The sequence below is a fragment of the Methylobacter tundripaludum genome, assembly GCF_002934365.1.
GTDB classification, from domain to species: Bacteria; Pseudomonadota; Gammaproteobacteria; order Methylococcales; family Methylomonadaceae; genus Methylobacter_A; species Methylobacter_A tundripaludum_A.
Genome location: NZ_PTIY01000007.1, coordinates 197,778 through 210,724, shown reverse-complemented (window position 1 = coordinate 210,724; position 12,947 = coordinate 197,778). Strand labels below are relative to the sequence as shown.

13 protein-coding genes are annotated in these 12,947 nt (G+C 48.4%); all 13 read right to left on the bottom strand.

Annotated elements, in window-relative coordinates:
• Positions 1-184: 184 nt before the first annotated feature.
• Complete coding sequence (gene rfaD / locus B0F88_RS10650; RefSeq protein ID WP_104423915.1) at positions 185-1,129, bottom strand: ADP-glyceromanno-heptose 6-epimerase; 945 nt, start codon at positions 1,127-1,129, stop codon at positions 185-187.
• A complete protein-coding gene (gene hldE, locus B0F88_RS10645; protein WP_104423914.1) occupies positions 1,126-2,550 on the bottom strand; it encodes a bifunctional D-glycero-beta-D-manno-heptose-7-phosphate kinase/D-glycero-beta-D-manno-heptose 1-phosphate adenylyltransferase HldE in 1,425 nt (474 codons plus the stop codon). The genes rfaD and hldE overlap by 4 nt, the downstream gene beginning before the upstream one ends.
• On the bottom strand, positions 2,550-2,822 hold the full coding sequence (locus B0F88_RS10640; protein ID WP_104423913.1) for a hypothetical protein: 273 nt from the start codon (positions 2,820-2,822) through the stop codon (positions 2,550-2,552). Before B0F88_RS10640 ends, hldE begins: the two co-directional genes overlap by 1 nt.
• An 11-nt stretch (positions 2,823-2,833) precedes the next feature.
• Positions 2,834-4,627 (bottom strand): lipid A export permease/ATP-binding protein MsbA, encoded by a 1,794-nt coding sequence (gene msbA / locus B0F88_RS10635; protein ID WP_104423926.1) that lies wholly within the window; start codon positions 4,625-4,627, stop codon positions 2,834-2,836.
• Between the two features lie 17 nt (positions 4,628-4,644).
• Positions 4,645-5,487, bottom strand: coding sequence for a glycosyltransferase family 2 protein (locus B0F88_RS10630; RefSeq protein ID WP_104423912.1), 843 nt, complete (start codon positions 5,485-5,487; stop codon positions 4,645-4,647).
• 2 nt (positions 5,488-5,489) lie between these two features.
• A complete protein-coding gene (locus tag B0F88_RS10625; protein ID WP_104423911.1) occupies positions 5,490-6,236 on the bottom strand; it encodes a glycosyltransferase family 2 protein in 747 nt (248 codons plus the stop codon).
• Positions 6,229-7,179 carry an O-antigen ligase family protein gene (locus tag B0F88_RS10620; RefSeq protein WP_258076618.1) on the bottom strand — a complete coding sequence of 317 codons (951 nt, stop codon included), beginning with the start codon at positions 7,177-7,179 and terminating at the stop codon, positions 6,229-6,231. The genes B0F88_RS10625 and B0F88_RS10620 overlap by 8 nt, the downstream gene beginning before the upstream one ends.
• Positions 7,180-7,961: 782 nt before the next feature.
• Positions 7,962-9,065 carry a putative lipopolysaccharide heptosyltransferase III gene (gene rfaQ / locus B0F88_RS10615; RefSeq protein WP_104423909.1) on the bottom strand — a complete coding sequence of 368 codons (1,104 nt, stop codon included), beginning with the start codon at positions 9,063-9,065 and terminating at the stop codon, positions 7,962-7,964.
• Positions 9,066-9,131: 66 nt separating this feature from the next.
• Entirely contained in the window at positions 9,132-9,554 is a 423-nt protein-coding gene (locus tag B0F88_RS10610; RefSeq protein WP_104423908.1) for a desulfoferrodoxin family protein, read from the bottom strand.
• Positions 9,555-9,640: 86 nt separating this feature from the next.
• Positions 9,641-10,426, bottom strand: coding sequence for a hypothetical protein (locus B0F88_RS10605; RefSeq protein ID WP_104423925.1), 786 nt, complete (start codon positions 10,424-10,426; stop codon positions 9,641-9,643).
• A 248-nt stretch (positions 10,427-10,674) separates the two neighbouring features.
• Entirely contained in the window at positions 10,675-11,100 is a 426-nt protein-coding gene (locus B0F88_RS10600; protein ID WP_104423907.1) for a YqaA family protein, read from the bottom strand.
• Between the two features lie 61 nt (positions 11,101-11,161).
• Positions 11,162-12,064, bottom strand: a complete 903-nt coding sequence (locus B0F88_RS10595; RefSeq protein WP_104423906.1) for a copper oxidase — start codon at positions 12,062-12,064, stop codon at positions 11,162-11,164.
• A gap of 108 nt (positions 12,065-12,172) precedes the next feature.
• Positions 12,173-12,763, bottom strand: coding sequence for a hypothetical protein (locus B0F88_RS10590; protein ID WP_104423905.1), 591 nt, complete (start codon positions 12,761-12,763; stop codon positions 12,173-12,175).
• Between the last annotated feature and the right edge of the window lie 184 nt (positions 12,764-12,947).

Here is a 12,947-nt window from a genome sequence, read left to right as displayed (position 1 = left end):
GCTTACTGATAAGCCCGTAAGAAGCCGGCCATTATAACCTACTCACTTAACTTGTCAACGTCCTTGCTGGCTTTATTTCCTACCAAGCATCCTGCTCGCCCTTCCAAAGGCTTCATACCCGGAAGAGCTGCGTATTATACAACTACAGCCAATATGGTCAAGAAGTTATTATTTAAAAATCCTTTTATGCGTTTAACCAATCAAGATATTTTGTGACGCCCTGCTTAACGGTCAGAAACTCCTTCATATAACCCGCCTCTCTTAAACCGGAAATATCGGCTTGCGTATAACTCTGATAAGCCCCTTTTAAATGATCTGGGAAAGGAATGTACTCAATACTTCCTCCCTTATGCCAATCAATCACCGCCCGAGCTACCGCATTAAACGTTTCCGCTTGCCCCGTCCCCACATTATATATTCCGCGCTGCTCTGGATGATCTAAAAACCACAGATTTACATCGACAACATCATCAACATGAACAAAGTCGCGCTTTTGCTCACCGTCAGCCATGCCGTCGCACCCTTCAAACAGTCTTGCTTTTTTTTGCTCGATAAGCTGCCGATTAAAATGCAGTGCAGTACTGCTCATAGAGCCTTTATGCTGCTCCCTGGGCCCATAAACATTAAAATAGCGAAAACCGACAATCGGGCTTTTTGTTTTAGCCAATAAAGGGCGAACATACTGATCGAACTGGAACTTTGAATAAGCATACATATTGATAGGATGCTCACAGCAGCGCTCAACCCGAAAGCCATGCTTGCCGTCACCGTAAACCGAAGCAGATGACGCGTACATAAAAGCGACATTCCTTGCAATGCACCAATGCAGCAGGCGCTTGGAATAATCATAATTGTTCTTCATCACAAACCGCCCATCCCATTCCGTCGTCGCAGAACACGCTCCCTGATGAAAAACAGCCCGCACCCCATCAAAAAAGTGAGCCACACCGATTTTCTCTATAAACTCCTCCTTGTCCATATAATCGGCGATATCAAGATCGGCGATATTGTGCATTTTCCGCCCATTAACCAGATGATCGACCAACAATATATTGCGCTCGCCGCGCTGGTTTAATGCCCGAATAAGATTACTACCGATAAAACCGGCACCGCCCGTGACAACAATCATTCCAATCCCCTCGCTTTTTTAATCATCGCCGTCGTCGACTGACCGTCGACAAACTGCAAAATCTTTACTTCGCCGCCCGCCTTAATAACGCAATCGCCACCGGCGACTTGCTCCTCACTGTAATCGCCGCCCTTGACGATAACATCCGGCAACAATCTGCAATACAGTCTTTCAGGGGTTTCCTCTTCGAATGAAACCACCCAGTCGACGCAGGCTAATGCCGCCAAAACCGTCATCCGCTCCTGCAATCCATTTATAGGCCGGGTCTCGCCCTTGAGCCGCCTAACCGACGCGTCGGAATTCACGGCGACAACCAAGCGATCACCTAAGGCCCTTGCCTGCTGTAAATAAGTCACATGTCCGGCATGCAACAAATCGAAGCAGCCATTGGTCATAATGATCCGCTCATCGTGAGCCTTTGCGCCAACAAATATATGCGCCAGCTCATCTTCCGAAACGATACCATACTGTGAATCCCGATCGCCGTGCATGGCGCGCGTTAGCTCCTGCATTGATACGGTCGACGTACCCAGCTTTCCGACCACGATACCTCCCGCCAGGTTAGCCAGATACATCGCCTCATGCAACGCCATATCCAATGCCACACAAAGAGCCATCACGGCAATAACCGTATCGCCGGCGCCGGTTACATCAAAGACATCCTTGGCCTGGGCCGGCAATGAATGTACATGAACCTCCTGTATCAAGGTCATCCCCGCTTCGCCGCGAGTCAGCAAAAGCGTCGGGATTTGATACTGCGTTAACAGGCCCCGGCCTTTTTCTATCAAATCTGCTTCATGTTCAGCGACGCCAACTACTGCCTGCAATTCAGACAGGTTTGGCGTTATCAGGTCCGCTTGGGCGTAACGCCGATAATCCACGCCTTTGGGATCCACCAAAACCTTAAGACCTGCCTGCTTAGCCTCAATGATATGCGCCGAAACATCCGCCAACGTTCCTTTGCCATAGTCGGAGAAAACAACTGTATCATGCTTGGGCAGATACTCGGCCAGCTTGGCACGCAAGGCAGCTGCATCAAACCTGAGAGCCGTCTCTTCAAAATCAAGCCGGATAAGCTGTTGATGCTGCGCCATAATCCGTAACTTGCAGATGCTGCGAATATCCCGCTCGACTACAAAGTCGCAATCCACGCCTTCCGCTTCCAGCAGACGCCTTAATATATCGCCCTCGGCATCATCGCCGACAACGCCCAACAAGGTGACCTTGCCGCCTAATTTGGCAATATTGAGCGCGACATTGCCCGCACCACCGACGCGATCTTCGATAGCTTTAACACGAACCACCGGCACAGGCGCTTCCGGCGAAATACGCGAGGCCTGCCCGGACCAATATCGGTCCAGCATCACATCGCCGATGACTATGATTCGAGCCCGCCCAAACTCAGGTACAGCCGCCAACATTAATAGGCCTCCTCGGCAACCGTTCCTACGTCGCCTAAAGCGCCTATTTTTGGTCTTCTATCTCCTGCGCCGATGCTGTCGTAAATAGCGCCATATCCGGTTATTCCGATAACAACCATACCTTTCAACCTTGCAGCTCCCACTGCGTTTAATATCTTTTTACGGCATCCCGACGAGGAAACTGCTACCAGCTCCCCAGCAACATGCCGACAATCAATCCGGCGCTTCATCATAGCCTTATGCTGTCCAAGCTCGGAAATAAATGTCTTCAAAATAATGCTCCCTAAGCAATGCCTGAGTTTAATGCTTCAGTAGCGGCAACCGGCTTACCGCCCTTACGATGTTCCTTGAATTGCATGGAATGCAAGCGCGCATAGGCCCCATTCGTTGCAATCAGTTCCTGGTGAGTGCCTCTTTCCACGATTCGGCCATGATCCATCACCAAAATTATATCGGCGTTTTCAATGGTCGATAACCGGTGGGCAATAACCAGCGTCGTCCGGTTGCTCATGACCTTTTGCAGCGCCGCCTGTATATACCGCTCAGATTCGGTATCCAGCGCCGATGTCGCCTCGTCCAGTATCAAGATGGGCGCGTCTTTCAGCAGCGCACGGGCCAAAGCCAATCTTTGCCGCTGCCCACCGGACAGCTTGACGCCATTCTCGCCTATTTCCGTATCCAGTCCCTGCTCCAGCTTGGCGATAAATTCCATCGCATAGGCATCCGTTGCGGCCTGGGTTATTTCACTTCGGGATGCGGTTGCAAGCGCCCCGTAAGCGATATTGTTGGCTATCGTATCATTGAATAAAGTCACTTGCTGGTTGACCAGCGCCAATTGTTTTCTTAAATTCGCCAGCTGATAAGTATTTATTTCAACCCCGTCCAGCAATATCTCCCCGGTATCATGCGGATAAAACCGCGAAACCAGATTGGCGAGCGTGCTTTTACCGCCGCCGGAAGCCCCTACCAGCGCAATAGTCTGTCCCGGCTCGGCCTTGAAATTGATGTCGATCAGCGCCGGTTCATTTGCGCCTGCATATTGAAACGTCAGGTTTTTAAATTCCAGCGCTCCCTTGCATCTTTCGGCCTGATAGGTGCCTTCATCCAATTCGCCCGGCTCATCCAAAATCTCAAATAACGATTCGGCGGCCGCGATGCCTTTTTGAATATCGCTGTTTGCATCGCTCAACTGCCGGATCGGTTTCGGCAATAAAAAAGCCGCCGTCAGATAGCCGACAAACTCGCCGACAGTGGATTGCTTCATCAGGAACAATGCCATGTACATCAGGAATGACAAGGCTATCGCGATAATAAACTGCATGATCGGATTATGTATCGCCATCGTCGTTGACAGTTTTAACGATTGGCTCCGGTTATATAAACTGCTCTCCAAAAACCGCCGACGCTCGTATTCTTCGCCGCCGTAACTGCGCACAACCCGATGCCCACCGACCAATTCCGAGGTGATATGGGTCATGTCGCCTATCGATTCCTGCATTTTCTTGCTGATCCCCCGTAGGCGTCTGCTGACATACCCGACCAACACCACAAGAACCGGCGCTATGGCGACAAAAACCAGCGACAACATCCAGTTTGAATAAAACAGGTAAATTAACAAACCTATCGCCGTAAAGCCTTCGCGCACAATGGTGCGCACCGCATCGGTGGTGGCCTGGGTCACCTGACCGACATTATTGGTTATCCTTGAAATCATGTAGCCGCTGTTATGTGCGTCAAAATAGGCGGTCGGCAATCGCGTATACTGATCGAAGATTTCACAGCGCAAGGCATGCACGACATTGTTAGATACCTTGGCCAGAAAATAGTTGCCCAAATAAGCGCCAATGCCATGCACGATAATTAATCCGCTGAACAATAGCGGCAGATAATTCATGCCCTCCCGCGTCTCGGTTTGCAGCGTATCGATGATATGTTTGATCAAGGCCGCAAATAAGGTTTGGGTACCCGAATAAATCAGGAAGCCGATAATGCTGATTGCAAAAAGCCCTAAATGCGGCTTCACATAGGTCAACAAACGCTTGTATATTTGGGCGCTTTCTTTAGATTTTTTTTTCATATTTTTTGAATATTTCATTAAACGCGCGGCGCATTAGACGCGTCCCCACAATACTGAGATACGCCTTTTATTGCGACAATAAAATCCCGCTGCTCCAAACGGTCCAACAATCGCTGATAATTAAGGTCCTGCTTGCTCTTGTCATTATGCCGATGCCATAGATGCAGCACAGGCGCCGCAAACCGACCTTCCTTGCGCTTGACGCCCGCATGTATCAAGCGAATGACCAGATCGGAGTCCTCAAAACCCCAGCCCTCAAAAAGCTCGTCAAATCCATTCGTCCGCAAAAAGTCGCTTTTCCATAGCGCCAGATTACAGGTCATGGCTTTTTGCCACTTGTTGGGCTGCAATTTCCTTAAAAACCCCAAGGGCAGCCGAATAAAAGCAGAAACCCGGTTGATCTTTTTTTGCAGCCGGAGGGACATAAAATAACTCAACGGCTTTTGATGCAACGGAATATGTTTTTCAATGACTTCCTGGGTAAACGACTCGCTTAGCAACACCCTGTTGCCCGGCACAAAATAACCGGGTTCCGCCAGCTGCCGATGCCGGGCAATAAAATCAGGCCGAAGCACACAATCACCATCAATAAACAGCAAATAGCCGCCCTGACTGCTTGCAACCGCCTTATTCCTGATGGTACCCGCTCTGAAGCCTTGGTCCTCGTGATGAACATAGCGAATCGGCACCGGGCTGTTGGCGCAATAGGCTTGGGTCCGCTCCTGATTGGCCGGCGTGGAACCGTCGTCGGCAATGATGATTTCAAACGCCGGATCTTGCTGGGCAAACAGACTGTCCAGACAAAGCTCCAATGCAGCCGTCCAGTTATACGTGGTTACGATAACGGAAATTAAATTCATGCTTAACGAGGCTGCCGGTTTTGCAATTCCAGCAATTTAAGATATTTGTAATAAGCGCCTTCCGCATTGGAAATCGACAGCATCAGCCCTTGCCGTCCGTCCAGAAAAGCCGCTTTAATCCAATAAGTGCGGATGAACGTCCATAGCCCTTTTAAGACGGCTTTACCCAACGATGAGCGAACGCCCCGTTGATAGAGCATTTCCGCGCCCAAGCTTGAATAGCTGTCCACTTTATGCAAAACCTCATCCAGATTTACAAAGGCGTCATGCAGCAGCGGCGAGCGTAGGCGACCGATTTGCCCCTGAACGATAATATTCTCATGGACGACTGAATCGGTGAACCGGCCGCAATCGCGTCGAAACAATCTTAATATATAGTCGGGCCACCAACCGCCGTGCCGCATCTGCCTGCCGCAATAGCTGGAAAGGCGGGGGATTTCATAACCCTTACAGTTTCCCTGTTGGATCGCTTTTTCAATTTCCGCCCTTAACTCCGACGTCACAACTTCATCGGCATCGACCGATAAAATCCAGTCGCCATTGGCCTTATCCAGCGCATGCTGCTTCTGAATGCCGAACCCCGGCCAGTCTGTTTCATAGACTTTATCGGTATATTGGCGGCAAATGGACACCGTATCATCCTCACTGCCTGAGTCGAGCACCACAATTTCATCCGCCCACGCAACCGACTCCAGGCAGCGGCCAATATGTGACGCTTCATTTTTGGTGATAATGATTACGCTAAGCACACTCAGCCTCCGCCATATTCTTCGGCTGCCGTGCTAATAAACAACCGACAAAAAAAGCCAGCAAATGTCCCTCTGGAAAGGTTTTAAAGTTTGAATTAAACAAACTGGTGGCTGCAACCGCAACCAGCACACTCGCCGCAATCGCTCCATACGGCTGCTGGCTTGCCCCCTGCCTGATAGCCGTGTAAATGTAAGCTAAAAATATCAATAATCCGACCAAACCATTTTCCAGCCAGACGAATAGATATTGATTATGCGGATCGGATGCCGGTGCGCCGCGCCAATCTTGATATTTTGCGGCAACATGTGCGCTGTAAACCGTCTTGAAAGAAGACGTTCCATAGCCAAACAACGGTTTTTGTTGGATTAATTCCAGCGTATTTTGCGCAAAAATAACGCGAATCCCTATAGACGTTACACTTTCACTGCTCTGGTAATTGGTTTTTTCCTCCAATCCTAATTTAATACGCTGCTGTAAAGTACTTGAAGTTAATATCACTAACAACATTGCAGCTGCAACAATACCATGAATATAATGAAGTTTTTTATGCTTATACAGAATAAAAAACGCAAAGGCGGCGGCGGCAGGCAAAGCAAGATAACCGCTTCGAGACGGACTGATAAAAAAAATATTAACCAAAAACAAAGCCATCACTCCGACTAACAAAGATTTTTTTTGCAGACTGAGCGATTCTTTGAGCAAAAAAATACAGCATAAGGTGGCAACCACAAACGCTAAACTTTGCGAAGAGTGGTTGGTCATAAAAATGCCGGCCTCCCTGCCCGACCTTACAGTAATATCCAGCAACCACAAAGGGACTGCGATCACAGCGGCGAGAGACATCGCCGCTAAATAGCAGTAAATAAAACGCGCTTTCCACTGCGATTCATAAAACAGACCGAATAAGACAAAAGTGAACAATAATTTTTTCCAGCTGGACAACGTATCGATTTTATCCGACCAAGAGGTATCGGCGTACAGACTGCTGATAACAAGCCAGGCAAAAAACAGTAGCAGCATTTTCCCCGCAGGCTGCACCGCCGATCTTTTCAGGCTTTGCCAAACTTGCCCTGAAATAAGCCAGGTTAGCAGCATGACAACGCAAGCCACACCGGTAACAGCCGTAGAAGCCGGGGCGGCAATGGCCGCAATTATCGCCACACATCGGCAGATTAAAAGGGATTTTTCAGCAATCGCTGTGTAGGAAACCATAGACTTTTTTGATTAACGCTATTAATTGATAAATAGTTTTGCGTTTTAACTTTTCAAAGTTAAATAACGGATTTTGCAACCGCGCTGGCGAAACGGATTCCAAGGGTAATGTCAAACAAACCATTTTACTGTCTTGTTCAACAATAAGATCTTCTCACCGCAGTGTGTTGGTATCGAGCAGCTTGCGGCCAATGTTCGATGACATAAGATTTGCAAACAGCCAATAAGCTGTTGTTTCTTAAAAAGAACGCCCTATCCCTTCCCGCTATCCCAATCAAAAGTAAACGCCGCCGAAATCCTGCTTTAGCGCGTTATTTTTCCATAAAAGCGCGGCCATTGGGTAAGTTTTTTGTCATTAAGCCGATTGCTATGCCCAAAACTTATAGCTGCGGATTGAGCAATCATTGACCTAAGGAAGCGCTGAACAAAATGCTTCCGTTCATGGTTCGACGGGCTCACCACGAACGGAATCAATACGTTACCGCTCGTCCCGAGCCTGTCAGAGGACTAAGTCAGCGCTTCCCTAACAATTGCCCGGCCATGCGTTTAACACGTTCCGGGGACAGTTTATCCAAACATTGACTCCTGCTTTGCCGATACCGGTCGCAACCTTCTAAATGACAAGGAACGCAATCTGCCTCACCTTGAATGAGGTTGACATTATTAACATGCTGACAGCCTGTTTTATGAAAAGGATTGATGTTTTGACTAAACCCGTAAGGCCAGGGCGCCCATTTTACCGGATTGGTCGGCCCATAAAGCGCAATCACCGGGACTCCTGTTGCAGCGGCCAGATGAGTGATGCCGGTATCGGGACCGATATATAATTTTGCTTGAGCAATGATGTACGCCAATTGCGCCAACGAAACCTGACCCGCCAGATTGATCGTATCCTCGGGAAGCTGACGTTGAATAGTAGCGACATAATCAACCTCCTCCTGGGCGGAACCTCCCGAAAGAACCAGCTTCAGTCCCAGCTCTTTGAGATAACGGCCGACCTCGATCCACCCCTCTACAGTCCATTGCTTGTATGTCCATTGCGGATGCGGGTGCAGAACCGCGTAGCCGGTATTATCCGACAAAAAAGGAAATTGCTTCGCTAACTGCCGACTGTCGCCGATTTGCGGCGGCACCAATGCAAAGCACCGGGGGACATCAATCAAATCCAACAATTTAAGGTGTTGCAGGACCGTGTGCGTGTTTTCGTCATCGAATTCCGTCCAACGCTGAACAAAAAATCGCTTCCACCAGCCGGTGGAGTTTTTCGGCGGCACGGCGGCAATCCGAAACGGCGCGGCGAGCAAGGTGTACAAAAACGGACGGTCTCCCGCCTGAGTGGCGACAGCAAGATCATACCGCCTGAATAATTGCCTGAATAATTGCCAATAATCAGGAAGCTTAGGGCGGTTAGGCGTGGTAATAATATGATTAATATCCTGATTGCCTTGTAGCATGGCAACCGTATTACGGAACACTAATACATCAAGCCGGGCATCAGGGTAGGCCTGCCGCAACGAATGCAATAAGGGCGTTGTCAACAGCACGTCGCCGAGATAGCGCATAGCGATCACTAGGATTTTTTTCGGCTTTGGCTGCAAAGCTTGGCGGTTTTTCATTAGTTAAATTATGTTCCGGCAATGACTACAATGAAGCGCTTACCATCCTATCCATAAAATGGATGCTTACACTTCCGCCCCATTCAACCAGAGATCATGTTTGTTGCACATGCTCAACGCATAAATCGGGCCGCTATAATCATGCAGCGTATATGTCGATACTGCGGCTTTGTCCTTATCCGGCTTAAACAGGTATTCGCCTATGAATTTATAGCTTTGGTCCAGCAGAACGTGCTTAACAATATAGTGTTCGTAACCTTTCATTTCATGGGCGGTGACGATTTTTACAACGACTTCCACTCCCGCTTTTTCTATTTCAATGTTGGGCAAGTGCGTTGCAACTTTATCGCTCCAGCGGCCGGGCGCATCTTTTGTATAATAGATGCTTCCTGCCGCCTGTTTTCCGCTGTCGGCCAATGCCATTGCCGGTGCAACCATACCTGCACCCACACCCGCTGCGCTTAATCGAATAAAATCGCGACGATCCATAATATTCCCCTTATTTTTGCTTGCTGATGATTCCCTGTTTACGACAGGGCGCTTTAGTTAATTTAGCGTAATCCGATTACGCGATTTTATTCATTTTCCGCGCCCTGATATGCGCTTTTTCGTAACTTGGCGGACTTTAGCCAGTCGCGGACACTCTTTGCCGCCTTTAATACCGGCGCGGCGCCCCCCATAGCCACCGCATCAACCAGACAATACCAGGCGGCGACACCACTAGGCGGATTGCCTTGAGGCAGCCCCAAAACAGGGTCTATCGCCGCCCACTTCCAGGTGCCAACGGCGGTGCCGATTAACTCCAGCCATGTGGTAATAAAAAAGGCCGCCAAATAAACCATTGGCGAACGGCCCTTAAAAAGATAAGCCAGAAAAACACAAAACAGCAATGCACCAACCGAATCGCCTTGTTCGGCATAACCACTGATACCCCAAACAGACCAGACGCCGCACACGAATACCACTGAGGTGGCGATTTCTCTGGCATAACGCTGAAATAACCCGGAACGGCCCAGCGCGACCGCAGTTAAATAAACCATGCCATGACCGGGCGGCACATAGGCCGGAACATTCCCGAAGCGGTATGTGTATCCGCCCATAAAAGGCGACGCAAAATGCTCGCCGATAGTCGCAAACATGATGGCAATGACAACCTGCACTCTTATTTCTCTATTTTCCCCAAGCAACAATCCGGTCAAAAACACCCAAGCGCAAACACCAAGAGCATTTTGCTTTCCCAGGCTCCCATTGGCATCGCTCAACAGGCAGACCGCCACGCAAAAAAAAGTAAACGCCGCTATAAAATAATCCCGCTTTCTATGGGAATAAGCAACGTTAACAGGTGGAAAATGACGCAGCACAATGACCTCGTATTCAATCAATAAAATGTAAGTAAATAATTCACCATGAAAACATGCATAAGTTAATTTAAGCAATTACCATGAAGAGCATGAAGGAATGAAGCTTAAATTCTTCATGTCCTTCATGCTCTTCATGGTTTAAAAATAAAACCTGCTCAAGTTATTTTATGCACATTCCTAAGTAGTACGGCTTCTCTTCGTGAACTTCGTGGAGATATATTTTAAATTGGTTCGGGTAAGTCAGACCGTCACACAAACATCCAGGCTATCACCGCATATCGGCCAAATTTACCCAGCAATATGATTAAACAGGCCTGCAAAAATGGCAGCTTTAGCCATCCGCCGGCAAAACACAACGCATCGCCAACCACCGGCAACCAGGTAAAAAACAGCGTCCAAATACCTTTTTGCCTTACTAAAGCCAACGCTTTTTGTTTGTTTTCCGATAAAAGCGTGGCAACCGGGAACTTTTTAGCCGCCAGAACGCCCAAGCCCCATGTTGTGATCGCGCCCAGCGTATTGCCTATCGTGGCAACGATAACGACAAGCTCAGCCGGATAGTGTCCAGCCGCTATCATATAAGCCAAAACAGCTTCCGACCCCCCCGGCGCTATCGTTGACGATATAAATGCGCTGATAAACAGCCCGCCTATTTCAAACCCTATGTCTTGCACTTTTTCTCTCAAAAAAAACCCCTGCGGTCAAAGAGCGCAGGGGTTTTCATGTTGCCGGAACTTAATTTCCGGGCAATATCTTGTTTTTATTGGAAACGACCAGTTTAATCAAACCGGATAACAGCTTTATCACCAGCTCAATTCCCGCTCTCAGCCATTCAAAAACAGTTGCGACCGCTTCCGATACGCTCATCCCTTTAAATTTTTTCGCCAGGAACGGCGCAAGCAACAAACCAATCGCTAAACCGATCACGGTGACGCCTGAAATAACCGAGTCTTCTTTCGGTTGTTGTGTGGACGCCGGGGCCACAGCGGGAGCAACAACCGGAGCGGGTGCCTCAGCTGCCGCCGAAACCGCAGCCATCACTGTCTCCAGGCTTCCCTTGTAGTCGTCCGGCACAACGTAAGCGGTCACGCCGGGAATACTGGGCAGATCGCCATCGCCTTTGCCGACTTTCAACTGGGCTTTCATGCCTTTTTCCATATGCTGGGCAATGTCGCAATGCACCAGATAGGTTTTGTCTCCGGGAGGCAGAATCAATGTTCCTGAAATTTTCGCAGGCCCGGACACTTCTAAATGAAACATACCCTTTGGATACAAATATTTGGGCAAGCCATGCATCATCCATTGATGACGGATTTTATCTTCATTGACAAAATGGACGGTCAATTTAGTGCATGGCTTAAAATTAAATTCCTGCGTATCAAACGCAAACATTCTGCCGGGGAATTTCTCAGCGTATTTATGACCGGCATGCACGGTAATTTCCTTGGTCTCGGCGATGCGGTCGCAGCCACCCGGCAACGTGCTGGTATTCTGACCCATCACCATGCCGCCACCCATATCCATTAAATGGCCATCACCGTGATCCATCAGCATACCGTTATGATCTTCATACTCCACCGCCAATACCGGCGCAGAAAAAAGAAAAATCAGCGCCCCAGCCGATAATAACTTCACCATTATTCATTTCCCCCTGTTTAATAAATTCAAAGCTTCCGCCCCTGTTCCTTGCCTACGTCCCTGTAGGCAATGGCGTCACAGGACAACCGACCTAAAAAGCCGTGCCTGTTAGCCTTTAATTTTCGCTATGATTTCATCCACTTTGCTTTTGAAACCTGCGTGTGACAAATAAAGCACATATAAACCCGCAAATGCGAACAATGCGTACAACATCATGTTGTTTTTACTGACTGCTTGCCCGCCGCCTGCTTTAAAGCCCATATGCGCATCCAATCTCTGACCGGAATCAGGAACCAGCGTAATATGGATCAGGTATTTGCCTGGCTCAGGCACGCCATTCGGGAGTTTTAACTCAACAGTACCTTTTTTATGCTTCTGGGCCGGCAGGAAGAATACGCGAGTTCCTTCAGGTTCTTTTGTCACTTCAAACTCAACCGACATATCCCTGTATTTCATGTCCTGATAATCGAATACCAGCAAAGTCATTTCGTCAGTACGCGGAATATTGGCGCAAAAATCTTCAGCGGGGAACGCGTTGGGTTGGTAAGCGGTGTAATGCAACCAATGCCCCGGCTCCAATTCAAATTTACATTGGTCAGTATCGGTACCGGCAGCTCCACCATGCGCCCATAACGATGCAGAAAACAACAATCCCAGAAGTACCAGGAAACCTTTTCTTAAAATGTGTGTACTGTTCATAATGTCTTCCAGTTTTGATAAAATTATTATTATGAAAAAATGTAAATGCTATTAATTTTGACCTCATCAAAAACAAGCTTTTTCCGCTGTATTCTGACTAATAGCAATGGGTCACTCTAGCACATCAATTTAGCCAAATAAAGGAATTGATGGAAAGCCGGCCCTACAAATACCATTTAGGTAA